The sequence below is a fragment of the Serratia sp. L9 genome (genome assembly GCF_050632285.1).
Taxonomy (GTDB): domain Bacteria; phylum Pseudomonadota; class Gammaproteobacteria; order Enterobacterales; family Enterobacteriaceae; genus Chania.
The window spans coordinates 3,003,524-3,023,992 of sequence record NZ_CP192591.1 but is presented as its reverse complement, the minus strand read 5'-3'; the positions used below and the strand labels follow the sequence as shown (position 1 = coordinate 3,023,992).

The 20,469-nt window shown below is 53.0% G+C and carries 8 protein-coding genes and 1 pseudogene; all 9 read right to left on the bottom strand.

Annotated elements, in window-relative coordinates; genetic code table 11:
• Window positions 1–11,475, bottom strand: coding sequence for a hemagglutinin repeat-containing protein (locus ACQ86O_RS14200; RefSeq protein WP_431221659.1), 11,475 nt, complete (start codon window positions 11,473–11,475; stop codon window positions 1–3).
• Between the two features lie 22 nt (window positions 11,476–11,497).
• Window positions 11,498–13,135 (bottom strand): ShlB/FhaC/HecB family hemolysin secretion/activation protein, encoded by a 1,638-nt coding sequence (locus ACQ86O_RS14195; protein WP_431225731.1) that lies wholly within the window; start codon window positions 13,133–13,135, stop codon window positions 11,498–11,500.
• A 216-nt stretch (window positions 13,136–13,351) separates the two neighbouring features.
• Window positions 13,352–13,939 (bottom strand): DUF2913 family protein, encoded by a 588-nt coding sequence (locus ACQ86O_RS14190; RefSeq protein ID WP_431221658.1) that lies wholly within the window; start codon window positions 13,937–13,939, stop codon window positions 13,352–13,354.
• A gap of 89 nt (window positions 13,940–14,028) precedes the next feature.
• Window positions 14,029–14,654 (bottom strand): annotated as a pseudogene (locus ACQ86O_RS14185) (DNA-binding protein).
• Between the two features lie 265 nt (window positions 14,655–14,919).
• On the bottom strand, window positions 14,920–15,885 hold the full coding sequence (locus tag ACQ86O_RS14180) for a hypothetical protein (protein WP_431221657.1): 966 nt from the start codon (window positions 15,883–15,885) through the stop codon (window positions 14,920–14,922).
• A gap of 14 nt (window positions 15,886–15,899) precedes the next feature.
• A complete protein-coding gene (locus ACQ86O_RS14175; protein ID WP_431221656.1) occupies window positions 15,900–16,991 on the bottom strand; it encodes a YagK/YfjJ domain-containing protein in 1,092 nt (363 codons plus the stop codon).
• A 390-nt stretch (window positions 16,992–17,381) separates the two neighbouring features.
• Window positions 17,382–17,594, bottom strand: coding sequence for a helix-turn-helix transcriptional regulator (locus ACQ86O_RS14170; protein ID WP_431221655.1), 213 nt, complete (start codon window positions 17,592–17,594; stop codon window positions 17,382–17,384).
• Window positions 17,595–17,899: 305 nt separating this feature from the next.
• Window positions 17,900–18,994 (bottom strand): DUF6387 family protein, encoded by a 1,095-nt coding sequence (locus tag ACQ86O_RS14165; protein ID WP_431221654.1) that lies wholly within the window; start codon window positions 18,992–18,994, stop codon window positions 17,900–17,902.
• A gap of 794 nt (window positions 18,995–19,788) precedes the next feature.
• Window positions 19,789–20,424, bottom strand: a complete 636-nt coding sequence (locus ACQ86O_RS14160; protein ID WP_431221653.1) for a DUF3987 domain-containing protein — start codon at window positions 20,422–20,424, stop codon at window positions 19,789–19,791.
• Window positions 20,425–20,469 lie beyond the last annotated feature (45 nt).

Genomic DNA, 20,469 nt, shown 5'->3' with positions numbered 1-20,469 from the left:
TTATTGCGGCCTCTTAGGGTCTAAAAATCCAGAGAAAGAACCATCAGAGTTATAACGGATACCACGTCCATCAGGTAACCGATATTCAACCCCGCCTCTTGAAAGGTCTGTTCTCACTGTGTTTGCATTATCCAGCACTTCATTCACAAAACGACCAGCAGCTTCATTCTTCTGAACTGGATTACCTTTTAATGGCTCGAAAACACCACCGGATCTACCAGCATGTTTTTCCCAAGCCCTTGCAGCAGCAGACAATCCCTGCTTATTGATGGGTTCATTGGCTGAAGAGACCAGATCATCTTTCTTAAACCGGTCGAAGTTATCTGCATTATTCCGAGCGTTCTCCTCGTCCTGAGGCTCCCAGCCACCTGGCGTTCCAGATCCTGTCCCGCCCGCTTCTGCTTTCTCTTCATCCGTCAGATCCTTCGCCACATTCGGCTGACGCGCGTTCTCTTCACGAGACTTGCTTGGATCTGAGCCATCATCCGCATCCCAGGCTTCATTTCCGCCTGCACCATTGATGGACGTATTCGGCAGCGCTACCGGTGGCGGAACCGGCACAGGAACCGCCAAGAAGTTATTCTCCACCGCATTCTTACCAGCCTGAGCGCCTGTCAGAGCGTTGGCTGTGCTATCCCCTGTCACGCCACCAGCCAGTCCAGCCGCCAGTGTCGATAGCGCACTGAGACTCTGCTTCTGCTCCTCACTCAGTTTAGCAATTTTTTCCGGTGTATCTGCGCCATATAACTTCTCTGCCAGATAACGCGCGGCCAATTCACCACCAGCCGCACCCACCGCACCTGCGGCTGCCGAGTTGCCACTCACTTGCGCCGCTATAGCCCCCCACACCGCATGGGCAAGCGCGTTGGCCGTTTCATTCGTACCAGTAGACTTCTTGATTTGCTCTGCCACGTACGGGCTCAAACCACCCGCCAGCGCCTGAGCCATATCACCACCAGCCAGCCCCTGCAACGCCGCCGTTACCGCCTGCGCCGCTTTCTGCAAGTCGCTGCCCGTTCCATACTGCTTCATGGTCTCTTTATACGCAGCCGTGTCTTTCAGTTTGCTGGTGTAGTCATCAAGCTCTTTCTGCTTGGCATCGGGTCCCGGTTCCGGCGGCAGTTTTCCTTCTCTCGCCAGCTCCGCCTTCGCCGCATTCAAGCCGTTTATTTCCCCCTGCGTGCGGATGATATCCGCCGCCTGACCACCAATCTCCCCAATCAGCTGTGCCTCCCTCAGCCTATTCTGCTCCTTCTCCTTGTCGAAGATCGGCGCGATGCTGCCGTTGGCATTCTCCGTATCCCGGCTCAGATCGGCGACATTTTGCTGTTGATTGTCCTTGTCACGAACGGTAATAGTGCCTTCGCTCACCGCCGCTTGCGTGGTGCCGCTGGCATGGCCGCTGCCATTCAGCCCGGACAGCATGCCACCGGCCAGGTTGCCCTGGAACTCCTTACCACCAAAGTCACCACCGCCGCTGATCCCTACACCCACATGTTCAACATTGTAATCCGCCTGGTTATGCAGGTCACTGAACCCCAGCGTCCCCGTATCCAGGCTGTTTTTGTCCGCAGCGGCCGTTGAGCTGATTACCGCACCATCCAGTTGAGTATGCTCGCCAACCTTAACGTCAAAGCCACCTTTGCCCGCAAAGATCCCGGTCTGCTCCTGCACCGAGTCATAATTGCTGTGCATCTTGTCCTGACTCAGGTTCAGGTAGCCGGAGCCACTCATCGAGCCCCAGGTGAAGCTACCGCCAGCACTGGCGTTCTGCTGCTTCATGTCGTACCGGTCGTTGTCCTGTTGGCTGGAGAGCGTCAGGTTGCGCCCGACGTCAACATCCACGTTGTCGCCGCTAACTTGTGCACCGGCCAGGGTGGTATCGCGCCCGCTGTTCATGGCCAGCGTCTTGCCGCTGTCGATGGTCGTCTCTGTCCACTGCGTTCCGGTGCCTTTTTCACTGCCTTTGCCTGCATTGACGTTGGCAAACACCTTGATGCCCGTGTCTTTACCCAGGCTCAGGCCGATACCGATTTCACCGCCGCTGCTCTTGTTACTCCCCGTCTGCTGCTGGGTATTGGCGGCCCCGGTCAACAGGATGTCACGGGAGGCATCAAGGGTGGTATCACCACCTGCCTTCAACTGGCTACCCGCAATCACCACGTCGCCACTGTTGGCACTGCTGCCTTTTCCGGTCGCAGTTACTGACAGATTATTACCCGCCGTCAGCGTCGAACCGGTGGCAGTGTCAGAGACCTGTTTTTGCGTGGATGATGACTTCTGGGCTCCCAGGGAAAGGCTGATACCCACCGCATTACCCGCATCACCCTTGGCATTATCCAACACAGCGGCCTGGCCTGCCTGCACCCCAGACAGCGCCGCTTTGGTGCCCTGCAAGGCGGCCAAACGGCCATCGCTTTCACTTTTGGCACTTTGTGCCGTCGCTATCGCCGAGTTGGCCGCAGCCCCCGCCGCACCGGAGAGCGCTACGGTCAAACCACTCTGCTTTTGCTCGAAACGTTCTTCTACCGTACGCAGGTCATGTCCCGGTTCGATAATGACGCTGTCGCCAGTGACGTTGAGATTTTTACCGGCAATCAGATCCGCGCCGCCGATATGTGCCTGGTTGCCAGCAACGATGCTCATGTCGCCACCGGTTGAGCCGATGGTGCTCACGCTCTGGCTTTGCGTAGTGCCGTCTTCATTCACCTGATGGCGCGAGCTGGAACTGCCGATCGTTACCCCGATACTGCCGGTGCCCATCAGCCCGCTCTTTTTCTTCTCATCCAACCGATAGCTGGATTGCTCTTCTGTTGCCGCCAAAATCTCGACGTTATTGCCTGCTTGCAGGTTAACTTTGCCGTCACCGACGACTGCAGAACCCTTCACCGACAGATCGTGACTGGCAGACAGCGATACGTTATCGCCGCTCAGCAGCGTGCCTTTTTCCTGTGTGGTGGTGTCTTCCCGCACCGTGTGGGTGGTGGTCTTCGACAGGAATCCTTTCTTGGTTTTGGTTTCTTCGAAGAAGGCGTAGTCGCTTTCGGTGGCGCTGTTGAGCGTCAGATCGCGTCCGGCACTTACCGCCACATCACCGCTGGCCTGCACCTGTGCCGCATTCAAGGTGGCATCGCGATCGGCGTGAACAGTGGTGTTACCCCCACTGGCAATCTCCGTTCCCTGCTGGCGGATGGACTCGTCCACCTGCAGGCGTTTACCTGCCTTGCTCTCGCGGTATTCGCTGGTTTGCTGGGTGTTGAGGTTCACGTCACGCCCGGCGCTCAGGCTGACGTTGTTATCTGCTACCACCGCTGCCGCCTGCAAGGTCACATCCCGGCCTGCATTCAATGTCACATCACCACCGCTGGTCAGCGTACTGCGTGCCACGTCGGTAACGGTATTCAGGGTGCTGCCCTTGCCAAAACCTGATTGGGCATAACTCTGGGTCACCTGATTGGCGGTGATCGCGATATCCCCCCAGGCATCCAGCCACACATCGCCACCGGCAGACAGGTTGGCGCCAGTCAGACGGATATCTTTACCGGCACTCAGGCTCATTGACTCCAGCGAGGTGATAGAGGCGGTATTACCCAGCGTGGTGTTGGTGAACCCGACAGACTCGCCGTTGAGCCCTCTGGCATGGACGCTGTTGGTTTCTGCCAGCGTGAGGTTATTGATGCTGCCATCAAGACTTTCCAACTGCACCGTTTTACCACTGATGATTGAACCGATATTGTTGATATCGCCAATCGCACTCAATTGCAGATTTCCGCCCGTATTGAGCAGGCCCGCATTGAGGTTGCTGATACTGTTCTGGCTATCGAGCGCCAGAGTATTCTGCGCGGTCAACGTGCTACCACTGTTGGTGATATTACCGGCAGTGAGCGCGACATTTTTCCCGGCAATCACGCTGCCGTTATTGATCGTCACGTCTTTTGGTGACAGGTAGAGCTTCGGCACCATCACCGTCTGGCCATTGATGCGGGTCGCTTCCCACCACAAAATGCTGCTCCCCAGTGCGGCGATCTGCTGCGCCGTCAACGCAACGCCGAACTGCAGCCCCAGTGCCTGCTGTGCTCTGGCGGCGTTGTCCATCAGGGTCTGCATCTGCTCCAGATCTGAACCTATCCCGTTCAGATAGCGACTCCCGGTCTGATTGATCAGCGCATTACTGACATAACGGGTATCAAAGGCCGCATCTCCCAGGAAACGGTAGTCTTGATCCGGGTGGAGGTTCAGGCGGTCAAGGAAATAAGAAGAGCCGATAAACTTGTCCTGCACCGTGAACTGTTCGTTGGTTTCACGCGGGCTCTGGCCTGGGGTTATCCCCAGTAGCGCGTAGAGATCGCCAAACAGACTCGGATCGAGTTGCCCCAGCCCGTTGAGTTTCGGGTTGGTGGTGATCAGATAAGCGCTATCTGGATCGGTAGACGCAACAAAATAGCCGTTTTCGCCCGTAGGCAGGGGATACGCGCTGGTATCGACCGTTTTGCCTTGATATTGATTCAAACCATTGCCGCCCGAACCGACCAGATCCTTGCCATCGGTGGTAATGTTTTGTAACGCAGTTCCGTCCCCCAGGTTGGCGCTACCCTGACCATCGTCGCCGTATTTTCCTAACCCCGAGAGTTCAGGCGTGACGTTATCCAGGCCGCTGCCGCCGTTAATCTGTTGCAGGGCATTCTGCAGGCTGTCCTGCCACTCAGGGGAATTGACCGCCGCCTTATCATTGGCAGACAACGCCTGTTTCTCTACGGCACCGCCGATAGTCTGTTGGCTCAGGGTATTGAGCGTAGGGGCAATGAGGGTATTGCTTATCCTTCCGGCGTCGGCCGTGGCGTTGGTGTTGCTGATATCCTGAGTAAAGTTTGCCGTGACATTACCACCCGCCTGAATAACGGAACGGTAATTGTCATCTGAGGTCGTTTCTGTGGTATGGCCTGCCAAAACATAGTGAACCGTATTTTCGGTTTTGGAGGTGCCCGCAACGGGTGTATGACCGTAGTAAGGATTAGTCGCGTCTTTACGTACACCATCGATATAGTTGAAAACCGCATACTCGGTGTAGGCACCGGATTGATAACTCTGGTTGTTGAGCGTGGTGCCCGACAGCACAATATCGCCATTCGCCAGTAAGACACTCGCCTGATTATTAAGGTAATCGGCCTGAACCGTTAAGTTGCCACCCGCAGACAGGCGTGCGCTACCTCCCTCGGCAGAGGCTTGTGACAGGCTCTGGCTGACGGCAAATTGCCGGGTTTCATTACCGGTGGTAGGTAGGTAGTAATAGGTTTTATTGGCATAGACAAAGCAGGGGGCACCACCACAAGAACCGGATGTTGAATACCACGTGACACTGCTTTGTGTCAGCGTATCCAGCCCCAAGACATCAATAGGGATATCGGCAGAAGCACTGTTCAGCCAACTGTAAGTGTTACTCATATCAAGGGTCTGGGTTGAGTAGCTCAACCCGGTACGCTCATTGAGCAAACTGGCGGTGTTAACGGTGATATCACCATTTTGTGTCTCAATGGTGCCAGAGCTGTTCACCACTTCAGCGTTGGCATTGCCCGCCATATCACGCTGCATCCACAGGCTGTTGCCTGCCAGGATGTTACCGCGCAGGTTTTTGATGCTGTTGGCCAGCAGATACAGATTGTTACCGGCATACAGCAGGGCGGTGTTCACCAGGTTAGTGGCATTCAGCGTGAGCATACCCAGCGTGCCGGTAAACCCGTCAACGGTGATATCACTCTGGCTGTTCAGGGTCACGTCGCCCCCTGATTGCAGCGTTCCGGCTGCATTCAGGGCAATAGCGCTACCACTTAAGGTGCTGGCACCCTTCCCGCCGGTGATTTGACCGCTGTTGGTCAAAACGCCGTACGTCGTGAGATTGATGCTTTGCCCCTGCAAAGTGCCCTGATTGGTCAACGTTCCCTGGCTGTTGATATTCAGGCTCAGGCCTGCGGCAATCACGTTTTGGCTGGTAAAGGCATTCACCAGTTGCAGCGTCAGGTTGCCCAACGCCACGACTTGGCCCTGTTGGTCAAAGCTGCCACTGCTCAACAGTAAATCACCTCCGCTGAACATTTTCCCCGTCGTCTGAAGGGCCACCTGGCTGGCATTGATGTTAAGCCCGGAGGTGCCGAGCAGCGTACCGCCGTTGGTCAGTTGCTGGGTATTCAACGCCAGATGACTTCCCTGGACAGTACCCTGGTTGTTCAGGCTGCTTCCCGTGAGCGTGCCCTGTAGTTCAGCCAGCAAGGTGCCGCTGTTGTCTGATGCATCTGCATTCAGCAATAGGGTAGCCGCCTGCAGCCAACCGGTGTTGGTAAATTGCCCACCATGGAGTGACAGATTGGAGCCCGCAAGCAGGCTGCCGTCATTACGCCCTGACACCCTCCCCTCGATCCGGGTGTCAGCACCGCTTTGCATCAGGCCGATATTGACCCAGTACGGAGAGGTTATGGTGAGTGCGTTTTGGCTGAGGAGGGTGCCTGTCGTGTTATTGGTCAGTCCACCGGACAGGTTCAGCGTTAAGCCTGTTTCACCTTGTATGCGCCCGCTGTTGTCCAGCGTACCGCCGTTAACCCACACGTCGTTCCCCTGGATTCGCCCCAGGTTGGTGAATGAGGCCGCATCCAGTTTCAGGTCACCGGCTGTCAGCAGGGTATTATCTTGTTGTTGGGTGAAAGCCCCACTCAGCGCGACCGTCAACCCGTCGACACCGCTGATTTCGCCCTGATTATTCAGGCTGTCAGCGTGCAGGGTGAGGTTTTTTGCCAACCACAGCCCGGCGTTGGTCAGCGAAAGTGCCTGTAGCGCAGCCGTACCATTGGCGGTAATTTTGCTGCCTGCCGTCGCATTCAATGCCTCAGACAGAACCACTTGCAATGCATCCGCACTCTGGATAGCGCCACCGTTATTCAACGTTTGAGCATTCAGCAGGATCTGTTGCCCCTGCCAGCGACCCTCGTTGGTCACCGTACCGCCATTAACTCTTAGCGTGCCCTGAGTCAGCAGTGAGCCTTGGGCGCTGTTCACCAGCGCCAGCAGCGGGCCAGAAAACGCCTGAATGCCCAGCGTTAGCGACTGCAAGCCGATCAGCGTGCCCGCGTTATTCACCACGGACTGTGTCAGGTTGAGGACGTTACCTTGTACTGCACCTTGGTTGTTCAAGGTAGCACCAGCCAAAGACAGGCTGCCGTCACTCAGCACGGCACCGTTGTTGGTCAGCGTGTGTGCCTGTATCTCACCGTTGCCCTGGTTAAGCAGTGACCCTTCATTCATCAGCTCGTTGGTGACGTTGGCAGCCAGAGAGTCGGTACCCAGCAGGCTGCCACGGTTCAACCAGTCTGTGGCCGTGATGTGGGTTTGCCCGCCCTGGATCGTTCCTTCAGAGGTCAGTTGCCCAGCATTTAAAGACAACACGCCGCCCGACAGCGCACGGCTTGACGCGCCCAAAGTCAGTGCATCAGCGTGGGCATCAAGCCAGTCGCTTCCCTGCCACAGCCCGCTGTTATTCAGCGTATCGGCATTCAGCATCAACCGGTTGGCCACCAGCTTGCCGCTGTTGGTCAAGTTGCTGGCGCTGAGGTTCAACGCATTCAGGCTCGCAATCTGCCCGCTGTTTTGCAACGTGTTGACCGCGGTGCCAGTTAAACCCGACACCGCGTTTATCGATCCCGTGCTATCCAGGCTGTCGACACTAAACGTCAAGCTATTTCCCTGCCAGAACCCGGCGTTGGTGACAGCACCACTGTTAATGACCAACTCACCTCCGCTCAGCAGTTGTGCACCGGCGAGTACGTTCAGCGCGGTGCTATTGAGCGTCATCCCGGTATTGCCCTGCATGATGCCACTGTGAGTCACGCTGCCGCTGTCCAGTACCAGCGTATTGCCCGCCAGAACACCAGCATTGTTCACCGATTGGCTGCGGAAGATGGCATTTTCACGCGCAATGAGTTTGCCGTCTTGCTGGTTGTCAAAAGCGCCCTGCACATCCAGGCTCAGATTGTTCGCCACAATACTGCCCTGGTTGGTAAATTGCTGACCGGTGAGAGACAAGTCATCATTCACCTGCAATAAACCGGCATTGTTCAACTGATCGAGCGCCAGCGCCAAGGCACCACCGCTGATCAACTTGCCGCTGGCCAGGTTACTGATGTTAGGGATGGTCAATTGCAGATGGCTGTTGCCCTGTAACAGACCGCTGTTGGTCAACTGTGGCGCGGTCAATATCACCGAGTCTGCCGCCAAGGTGCCCTGATTGAGAATATCGGCTGCGGTGAGTTCAAACCGATCCTGGCTCAGCAACAGGCCGCTGTTGAGCATGTCACCAGTAAGCTCTGCCGCCAGGCGTTCTTGCGCCTGGGCACTGCCGCTGTTCTGCCAGCTCTGGGCGTTAAGCGTCAGTTGTTGCCCCTGCATCGCGCCCTGGTTGACCAACTGCTGGCCATTGAGGCGTAGCGCTCCGTTCGATAACATCTGCCCTGCGGTAGCATTCTTGAGCTGGCTGCCGGAAAGTTGCAGCGACTGGCTACCCTGTATCAGCCCTTGGTTGATGACGTCACCCACAACCGCGAGCACGGTGGCGGCCAGCCACCCGGCGTTATCCAATGAACCCGCCAAGACATTCATCCTCTTCTGACCGAGGATCTTGCCCTGGTTGGTCAACGTATTAGCCACTTTCAGGCTCGCCGTTTGCTCACTCAGCACATTACCCGCGTTGAACCACGCCTGAGCCGACAGATCCAGGGTGTTACCCTGAAGCAATCCGGCATTGGTCAGAGAGTCTGCTTGTAATGCCAGTTCTCCGGCGCTAAGTAATACACCTCCAAACTGGTTATCCAGTGAGTTGGTTTTAACGTTGAGCTGATGGCTACCTTGCAGAGTCCCGGTATTGAACAGAGACGTCGTATCCAGGCTCAGCGTCGTCGCGGCCAGCAGGCCGTCATTGTTGAACTGCGGGGTGGCCAACGTCAGAGAGCCACTCGCGCTGACGGAGCCACCTTGCTGGTTGCTGAACCGTTTGGCCAGCGACAAGGCCATGATGGCCGCCTGTATGACTCCGGCGTTGGTCAGGTTATCTGCCACCAGGCTCAGCGAACCGCCGGTGAGTAAACGCCCACGGTGACTCACGTCCGTCGCCTTGATGGAAAACGCGCTATCGCCCTGCAACGTACCACTGTTGGTGATGTTGGTGGTGTTCAGGGTCAGTTGGTTTGCCGCCAGTTGCCCGCTATTGGACAACGCCATCCCGGTGAGGGACAACGTCTGCTTGGCCAGCAGTAAACCGCCTTGCTGGTTATCCACCTGCTGGTTTTTGGCCGTCAGGTTCGCGGCATTGATTTCGCCGCTGTTGATCAGTTGATCGCCACCCAGTAGCAAATCCCGATCGGTGGTGATCAGTCCGGCGTTTTTCAGCGTCGGGATAGCCAGGGACAAGGCGTTGGCCGTATAAACGGTGCCGCCTTGCTGGTTGTCCATCAGGCGGGCGATAAGATCCAGGGTCTGAGTACCCTGAAGCAGGCCACTGTTGGTCAGCGTCTGGCTGTTGACTGTCAAGACAGGAGCGACCAGTGTGCCTTGGTTAGTCAGGCTGCCTGCATTCAAGGCCAGCGTTGCGGCATGGCTTTTGCCGCTGTGTAACAGCGAGTCGGCCTCTACCGTCAATGCCCCTTTTGCCGTCTGGGTGCCTGCCAGCGTGGCTTGTTGAACCTGGATGGCGAGGTTGCCCCCGCTTTGTAGCTGAGCCCGCGACAGCGTGTTCAACGCCGTGCCCCGCCAGGTCAGATCGCCCCCGGCATTCCATTCGCCGTCTAATGCGGCGTTGAGCGCGTTGACCGAAATGTTGCCCTGACTGGTCGTGATGGCATCTGCCGCCGTGGTCAATGCATCGCTGCCAAGGAATAACCCCGAGGTGCCAGAAATCAGGCCGTTCTGTTGCAGCGTTCCTGCCCACAACGTGAGGCTGTCATCGCTCAGTAATTCGGCGTAGTGGCCGTTGCGGAACGTACCGCTGACGGTAAGATCGGCTTTGCCTTTGGCACTCAGAATACCGTCCTGATCCACTGTCTGGCTGGAGACGCTCAGTGCTCCACCGCTCACTATCTTGCCACTGTTGGTAAGCGACAGGCCGCTCAGCGACAGGCTACCCTGACTCTGAGCTGTGCCACTATTTCCCAGATTGGCGAGGGTGCTTTGTATCGCCCCATTGGCCATCAGTGTGCCACTATTTACCAGCGAAGCACCGCTGAGGGTCAGGTTTTGCCCGGCGGTCACTTGCCCTTGCGTCAGACCGGTATTGAACAACGTCATGTCTACATCGCGTGCCGCATCAATCTGGCTGGTACTGTCCACCAGCACGTCACGGGCACGCAGGTTGACATCGTTTCCAGCGGTCAACTTACCGGTGTTCAGTTGCAACTTACCGCCACTGGAGAGAACGATATCCCGATCGCTGACCAAAGTGCCGTTCTGTTGGCTGAGGTCACCCTGGCTATTCAGTGCGATGGATTGGCTGGCTTTGTGGTCACCCAGCATGCTGATACTCTGCCCCGTCGCCGTGAGCGCACCGCTGGCAAGGCTGTTGTTGACCGTCAGTTTGCCGTTGGCATCCAGGGTGATATCCCCGGTGCGGGCATTGAGGTTGCCGAGGTTGACGCCCACGCCCTTGTCACTGGAAACCAGATGGATCCGGTTGGCATACATGCCACCCAGCGCACCGGTATCGATCGCAACTTTTGGCACATCTCCCTGACCCGCGATCGGGGTGACGTTACCCTGTGCATCCACTCGGTTGGCCCCCAGGGTAATGGTGGCATCCTGGGCATAAAGCTGGGCGTTGATCTCGGTGGCCCGGGCGATCAGGGCAAATTTCTCACTCTGGCTGGCATCCAACCCTTTGCCTTGAATTTTGATGGCCCCTTGTGTGACTTCCAGCGCCTGCACTTTGCCGTCAGGCCCTAGGATCGGTTTGCCGGTTGTTAGCGTGACATTAGGGGTGTTGATAAAGCCACAGCCATCGCAGGTGATGCCGTAAGGGTTGGCCACCATCACGTTAGCCTGCTTACCCGCCACTTCCATATAGCCCTGTAGTTGCGAACGGTTTGGCGCAACCACTTCGTTGATAATGCCTTGCGCTTCCTGGCCAGCCTTCAGATTGGGGTTATTCTGGATCAGGCCGCCTAGCTGGGTCTGATTAAGCTGCCCGGTGGCGTTGTTGAGGATCAGCCCCTCTTTACCCACGTTGAAATCGTTATATTTATTATGGGAAATACCGGCCTGATTAGGCGTGGCAATATTGACCACCGGCACACCATTGCCAGCCTGATCGAGCCGGGTATTACCTTCGGCAACGTTTACGCCATTAGCAAAAGCCGGCAGCAACGGCTGCCAGACCAAAACACCGCACAGGGTATAGCTCAACCAACGCAGAGTGACATGAACGGGTTGATTGTCTTTCTGCTTCATCCTTGAAACCTTTTCCTGTGAATTAAAGAACGATGTTAATGCGGTAATAAACAGAAACCCGATCTGGTTCCAACCAGTCAGGGTGAGCCAGCGGCCAACCAACGGTAAATTGGCTGCTGAAATAACGGTTGCGGTTACCCAACCCAACCGCGCCGCCCCACAACGTGCCGGAAGCGTAGCTATCCAGATTATCGTGACGCAGATAACCGCCATCCACTGCGGCTAACAGCGAAATATCGCCCAGAGTCGGCAGGCTGAACGGCGTCCAGTTAACCTCGTTACGCCAGTAACCTCCTTTGTCGCCAGAGAGATACTGTTCCTTGAAGCCACGCACCGAACTCTCGCCACCGAGGGTCAAGCGCTCGCTGCCGTAAAGGCTGCCGGGCGTCCATTGGCCATACAGGCTGGTGAGATAGTTCCAGTCTTGCGCCAACGGCAGGTAATAACTGCCGGAGAGGGTGTATTTATCAAACTCCGCCCTGGGGGCTTCGCTTACTTTGCCGCTGTCATCTTCCGCGCCTAGCCAAGGCACGCCACGGCTATAAGAAGGATTGAGCGTGGCAAAGCCGCCCCACAGTTTTTGGCTATGGCTGACGCCGAACGATACGCTGGTCAGTTTGCGGCTGCTGCTGTCCAGGCGAGTATCGTTGAGATAGTTGCGGTTGATACGGTGCGTCAGGCCCAGCGCCAGTCCGGTTTTCAACTCACTGTTGCGGAACAAGACGCGTGAGACGTTGAAGCGATGGGTTTGGCTGTCGCCGCTAGATCGCCAGTCAAAGCCCTGGTTGTCGATCGTCGAGAGGTAATCGCTGTAGGAGTAGTTGTAATCCACCTGCCAATAGCCGTAAGGCAGGCTGACACCGGCCTGAACGCTACGGGCATCATGATCGTTGGCGAAATCGCTGCTGCGCGCGCCGGTCACAAACCACTGATCCGCCAGCCCCAACACATTGTTGCCGGTCAATGACCCGTTAATTTGCCCGGTGCCGGTGCTTTTCTGTCCGCTGTTATCAAAACCCAGCCCCAGCATCACCGGGAACTCGGGTTTGGCGGTCAGGTTGACCACCGAATAACCCGGTTGGCTACCGGGCAGGATTTCAATCTGTACCGGTTGCTGGCGCAGGCGGTTGATCTGCTCCATCCCCTGTTCGATATCGCGCAGGTTAAGGGTGTGCCCTACCAGTCCGGGGAATGCCATCTTCAGCATCCGGTCGTCCCGTTGGTCCAGCAGGATCTTCTCTAGCTGGCCTTCCAACACCCATAGCTTCAGTTCGCCATGAGACAAGTCTTGCTCGGTCAGGAAGGCACGGCTGGTGATATAGCCCCGCTCGATATACCAATCGGAAACCTGCTGCACCAAGGTATTGATCTGAGACAGGTTCAGGCAACGTTGCAGATAAGAGTGTGTCAACGCCTGTCGCGCACTGGCAGGCAGAAGGTTGGCACCTTCGAAGCGCACAGTATTGATGGTGAAACACGGACCGCCGGGGGCCGTAGCTGCAGGCGTTTGCGGCAGCACCGGCGTCAGACTGCGTTGCAGTTCCTGGCGTTGCTGTTGGTTTTGCTGCAACAGTTCACGTTGCTGCTGTTGGATTGTATCGCGATCTGCGGGGCTGAGAAACGCGCCTGAAACGGGAAAGACCGCACAACTCACTACCATGAACGCAACATTGCTCCACGCCTGCTTCCTGCATGCCAACATGAGTGATCCCTGACGGTGTCAAAAATGATAAGAAATGTGTCAATTTATATTTGAATTATCCCGTGATGGAGAACAAAAAGCAACCAGACAACGTGTAATATGCTGCTTTGGTGAGCATAATCCATTAAGACTGCTGTAGACTCGTAGAGGCTACGAGGTCATGCCCACTTTTCATCAAGGCGCTTCTGTGGGCAGAAGCGTAACTGACATCCCGGAAACTTGCGCGAGGAGGTCACAGGCTGCCAAGGCCTCAACAACGTGTCGGACCTCACCCACAACCCTGAACACCAGCGGTGTGATTAATCGACCTTCTGAGGTAAACGCCGAGTTTAACGCTGACTTGATCACATACAGTGCAGGATCCGATCCACCGGATACACCGTTATTCCACTCGGTCAGAGTGAGCAGTTCATTACACCACCCCTGTGCCTTGAGGCTCTCAATGGCATACGTCAGCCTGAACAGGTCGTTTTGGTGTTTCAGCGCGCCCGTGCAGGAGGACCAGACGTACTCCAGTCGGGGTCTGAGTTTGGCCTCAATGCCTTGTTTGCGCCCCTTGTCGAGCAACTGCTGAATGTCCAGTGCCATACTGCGGGGAAACCGTTTCTGTTTTTGCGCTGTGGCCAGCCAGCGAACAAGAAACAGGTGTTCCGCCATCAGAGAGGTGACAGTGCCTTGCTGAACGGCAGTGTGTAACGCTACAAGGGCACAAAAAGCGAGATGGGCAAGGTCTTTTACGGTCTGGTCGGGCGGCGTTGTCATTAGTGCTATTAATGGTCAGTGAAATGGCTGCCAAGAGTAATGGAGCGAGATGTCTGTGACAATCCCCCTTGCATCAGCAATGATGAGTATCAGGCGCAGAGGTATGCCGGTACCGGGCGGAGGGTATCGGTGAGACGGTCCCATACCTGAACCTCTGAGGTCGTAATACGCATCCCCTTTTTCTGAGTATTGCCACATCGGCTGCGATCCGCTGCATACCGAACCAAAACAGACCATCCAGCGCCGTTACCGCCAGCCCGTTTTCCAGCGCCCGCTTAAGCCGCTCGCGCGGCATTTTTATTTCCCTGGCAATCTTCCGGTAGGGCTCTGCGGTTTCGCCTGACGATACTTCCCGGCGAATGCGAGTTGACATACGGTATTGAAATTCATCCGGTATCTTACTCAAATCAGACTTCACGCTGTAAACACAGCCAAAACGCTTGCCGTTAAACACCGTGTTTTTCTGACTGAGTTGCAGTTCATCACGCAGCTCGGCAATCAGTTGCGGGGCGCGCACCAACAGCAAACGAAAAGGCAGTTCAAAACTGGTGACATAATCCACATTCAGCAAGGCGATACGCAGACGCTCGATGCTTCCAGCCCTTACTTGGCGGCATTCTCCGATGACTTCAGCCCACTGCTGCGCAAGACGCGGCGTTTCATTGACGTCCACGAAGCTGTATTTTTCAATCTGGTAATCAATACGTTCGATCATGCTGGGCTTCCCTTCATCTACCCACCGCTAATTTAACAACGGCATACGATAATCGAAAGCCAATTCGCATGTTGCAGATAGCCTGCATGCATGCGTATCGCTCATCTCATCGTTGAGCCGTTGACGTTGATTAAAAAACTCAAACTATTTCAATAGCAGCATCAACATGCACAGAAACAGGGGCTGCAATATTGCAGCCCCTACTGGTGCCAGACCATGATGCCCTTAATAAATGACGCGTGGCAACGTCATCCATTTAAGAGCCTTACGCTAACAGGTCATCAGATGCCCCAAGATGTGTCACACCGAATGTAGGTGCCCCATCCGGCAACACTAGTCGAGCGCAAAGATCCATTTCAGTCATAAACGTCAACGCACACTCAACCTCATCGAGTATGGCATTGTCTCCGTTCACTACGTGGAGGCAACCCGGATAGAAATATTCCTCCTGTACAGCGTCATTGGCATAGTAACGCCCTCGCTCTTCGGTCACCGTCTTTTGCCAGTACTCACCAATCTGTCTCGCCAATTCTGGAGCAGTATTCGGTTGCTCTGTAGGATACAGAAACAACATTTGTAAAAAATGCCCTTTCCGCTGACCGAACTCAAGATGCCAGAAAACACCTGCACAATGCTGAAACTCAGCGTGGGTACGCATATGGTTCAGAAGTTGCTCACGGTCTTGTATTATGCGTTCCAAGGGTGTGTCAGCCTGCTGATAAGAGAGTTCAATCCCTATCGCCGCAAAGGAAGTATGGGCTGCATGGACCTCAGCCAACAGCGAATAGGCTGCATTGCGACTTTGAAGCCCCTCGTGAACCCAATCGTTCACAGCCTGCTGATGCTCATCGCTTGAATCCGCCTCATACAGCTTACCCATCAGATCCATCCAAAACTTCTCGCCAAATCGTTCATCCTCCTCTACAGACGCTATAAACTCGCAGCACCGCTGCAGTGTCGGGTTAAAGAGACGCAGCTCAGGCCAGGCTTCCATCATGTGAGCTATACGCCTAGACAAAGACTCTACAAAACTGAAGTTGTAATTACTCGTTACCACACTCAATGGTAGGATATGCATCAACAGGTAAGGTTCGGCCAAATCGTCGAAGTCTTTTGTTATTATGAGTGTGTTGGAGTCAGATACATCTGACCGCTGTGCCAACAAGAATGTCAAATAAGTAAAGAAATCATCCTGCCTCGAAGCACTGAATGTTTTAAGCATATTATTCATTGTTAATTCCCTGATTAAATATTGTTGTTAACAGACTGGCGGGGACGGCCACGCGGTGTGTCTGACAAAGAAGGTAATTCACCTTTGCCAAACGAGCGCCCATTTTCAGGTAGAGCCAGGCGTATCCATTCATCAGCTTTGGTCAGGTAACGTACACCGCGTAATAACCCCTGCTGCATACGAGAGTCGTTCCAGGAAACCATCCCTATCCCTAACTCGGTATATTGCTCTTTTCGGGCATTACAGTTGTAATAACATCCACGTCCATCGGTGATGTTTTGTTTCCAGTACTCACCGATCAACCCAGCCAACGTCACGTCTTGCCGTACCTGAGCACCATCGAAGAAAAAGAACATGTGATAGTGATAACGTTTCTTATTACCAAACTCACACTTCCAGATGTACCCTACGAGGTGCTGAAAAAGTCGATTGGCTTTGGCATTACGGAACAAGCGTTCACGGTCAGCACATGTCTGTTGAGCCGTAACAGTCTGCTTTGCATGCTCACCGTAAGAGATGTCAACACGCACCACCAGCAAGCGGCTATAGCGCTCAAACAGCCGTACAACATAACGTTGAGCGCTACGGGTGTTCTTCACGCTTGCACGTTGGATCTTACCCAGAGCCTTACGGTATTGAGGCGTATTCACCGCAGCACGGAAATCTGCCAAGAACAGATTCAGTATTTCCGTCCTAAGAGGCTCTGTCCTTGCCAAGACCGAAGTAGGGTCAATAGGCTCAGCCGCAAACAGGCAGTCAGCCAACCAGTTGAACCACTGGATTAACTGATTCAAATTGCGACCGAAGTAAACTGAAGGCTGTTGTAGATGGAATTCCAGCGCCTTTAATAACTCTTTAGCTATCCCAGCCACGCGAGGAAATGCGCCTTGCGTCATAGGAATATAAGCCGTACTTTCAGCTAACTTCTGAACACGTTTAACTTGTTCGATGAGAGCATCCAGTTCATCATTATCTCTAAGTGCAGATAACGTGTCGTAGTCAAGCGCACCGAATGTTTCATCATGAAATAATAAATCTGATTTATTAATCAATGACGTTGCTGACGCCTCAGGTATAAGTGAGTTACTCTTTAAGAATTTATGCATAATACCTCATAGCTCTTCTGCAGGCATAACCAGCCCACAGGAGAGCATGCTCCTAAATTAGTTCATGTTAATGAAATAAAGCACAGTCAGTTTACTATCAGCCATCACAGGCAATAGCTACCCAGTCAACGTTATTGCTAACAACGTTGCTATTACCTTGCAAGTGAACGCCCAGATGTAGTGTTACTAGTGACAGGTATCGATTACTTACCTGCTCCATTGGCATTATTTCATGGCACTACTACTGATATTGATATATAAAAAACTACAATAACCTACTGACTTCAACTATAAGCTATAGCCTGCGCTTTATTTCCCGTTGGTAGCTATAGACGCAGACCCTACCGCAGCCTGGTTATAGCAAGTTAGTGATCTGGGCTGAGGCCTTTGCTACGCAGCACGCAGCGCTTTTTGCCCTTCAATCCAGATATCGACTTCCTTTTTATCCCACCCAACAGCCCCCTTGCCAGTGAGGCCAAGACGAAACGGTTTAGGGAACGTCGGATCATAGTACTTCGACTTCGGGTTCAAACGGTTGCGCACAGAGGACACGGATATCCCCACCATTTCGGCTACAGCACCAATACGTAAAACATTAGGCATAACAATAACTCTTTGCGTTTCCAAGCATACTGACTGCCTGTATTTATCAATCAACACTCAAGCATCAGCATTTGCCTACTTGAGCAGCTCAGGAAGCGACGACCTAGCAATATGTGCATCCGTGCTATTTTCAGTTCGCTTGAAGTGTCACCTCATGTACTAACAATAATAACTTGTCACATAGGAAAAAATAATAACCAGCGGGGAAATTAAGGGGTTGGTGTATTTTTATACAGTACACTTTAAAAAAGTTTAATCCGCTTTTTATCATTGTTTTTCAATTAACTATAACCATTGCCGATCCTCTAGGAAGAAGTTTTACTAACTTTGATTTTATCCTTTCGTTTGATAGTTTTCTCTGTTCTGTAACTTTGTACCGCAACTTTCAGCTCTTCCTCTGTCATATCTGCAACCTCCGGGGTTGCCCGGACTCTATGTATAAAGTCATCGAAAAAATCATAGGCACTCCCCTCCCCTATGCCTAGAAAAGTTTCAGCTTTACTCAAATAACGCTTTTTGAACACCGTAGGATTAGCAAGGCTTTTATCTTTTTTTGAGAAATTATGAAGTTTTTTATAAAAATCTGGAATCTTGATAGTGACTTGGTTTTTAAATGCCCATAGGTAGAGATCCATAACAGCTAAGATATGATTGTCGAAGATGCTTAGCAGGCGAATATCGGTGAAAAGTGTCTTTTTATTCATGATGGCCTGCTGCAAGCATACTTCATATTTTTTACACTCTTCAGTGTCTTTGCAGTTATGGCACGCATGGCACTCATGGCATTCGCAACATTTAATACAATAGCGGCATTCATGATATTCCGATCGCCAAAATCGCAATGATGATTTTATGGTGCGTAGGATATCCTCATCATTACTACCAAGATTAATTGCAACAAATAAAACCCCAGGAGTTGGAATATTATGCGACGCCAAAACATCTCCTGTCTTGACCGACTCCATTGGACCATACCCTGCTTTAATAATCATTCCCGACATACGTTCAACCATCTGGATATAACAACGCTGAATATCCTCACCTTTTAAAAGCCTAGCGGCACTAGTTTGATATTCAATATATGCTAAACTCCCCTTCAGATCAGCCTTCTCTTTTGTATTTTTCTTCCTGAAGTGACTTACCTCCTGATTCGACCACTCTTCGCTATACTTATATAAGCGTGGGTTGCCATTGATAATGCAGTCATATTGCTTTGCTGAGCTTATGAGTAAAGAGTGGTTCGCATGTAACTCATTTTCTTTAGCGGATTTTAAATTGACCATAAGTTCATACCTAGCCAGTATCTCATTGATCAAATCCCCTACTGTAATACCTTTGAAAACATCATAGTTTTTGATATCAAACCATCCAAGATCTTCAAAAGTTGCTTTACGATTCATTTCCCCTCCTTGTGATAACTGCACTACAGAAAAAACCAATCTTCACCAGCTCTACTCGCTCAGACCCCGAATATGATCATCATGCCTGACGAGCTATTCAGTCAAGCGCACTCACGCAAAAATGACATCTCAAGCGAAACTTTCTGGACCACATTAGCTTTTAAGAAACTCTTACAGAGCAAAAACAACCCAAAAATTCCTTAGCGATAAGCGCTATTTTGCTACTTGTAGCAGAGTTGCCGGTGTCGCAGCCCTTATTCTTAGAAAAAATATAACTACAATTTGTGGTAAGGGACGCTGTAGACGTCACAGCGTTCCGGGCATTTATGGGGCTTTAGCGAAACTCTCTGTTTAACCCCACAGTGCCGCCTAATCCGATTCCTGTTCGTCAGGCCAGCATTTTGCCTGAAGTTTACTTCATATCCCACCTCACGATGGGCTGCCTTACCGTTCGGCTAACACTTACCTTGCCGAGTGCGTAGAGGGCTTTCACCTCCAAGTAGCCTATTTGACCACCAGAACCAGCCCAGTTGCGCTGACAACGCGCGACGCGTCATACTCTACGCAGCATAAAAATAGGCCTCTACACTGGAGGCCTATTGGACACAATAACTAACATGCCTGTTAGACAATGAGCGGCTGATGGAAATACTGCCCCGCATTTACGTAAGTTGTATTATTAGGGCCTATGCCAAAAGTGACTCGACCGGTATGCGCCAGGAGATCCAGCGCTGCGACCAACTTTTCCTTATCGCGAAGCCCACTAGGCCCATTGCGGCGAATATCGTTTTTCTTCATGTACATGACATTTTTTCTCGAAATTTTCTGTCAAGCCAAACTAAAAGCTCGCTGGCATCTCTGGTGTTCTGCAAACATTCCGCATCAGGTGAAAACATGCGCAACGCCTGGTAGGCATACCACTGGCAAATATCGAAAGCCGCATCTACTTTCGTTCTTGAGATCTCACCCTCACCTTCTGTTACATACTGGAACAATGCCGCGATACGAGCAATGTTGTTGGCCATTTTGGACGCTATATCGCTGATACTGTGATAGGTACCCTCCGGCCGGATCTGATGTTCAATATGATTGGCATACTCCATCCAACGCACTTGTGCTTCACGGGAAAAACAAAGTATCTTGCGTGGCTGAGCATTGACATGGCTTTCTAGCAACTCACTAATACGTGCATGTAAACTGTCCAAACCGTCTCGGTGCATATAACGACCATCAATAAAGCGATAACCTTTAGTTGAAGTGGATTCATCAACTTGCGCAAACAGACAGCGGGCAACAAACCCACTGCCACGCAGTACGTCCCCCTTACGCCGCAAAAAACGATCATTAACCGCTCCCTGTACCTGCAGCGAAAACGTCAGTCGCCCCTCTGTGATCTGGATACTCTCGGTCGTTTTACGATCAATCGACATTGACCCTCCATCCCAAAGTTGGTTAAGCGAGCTCAGATCCTGCAT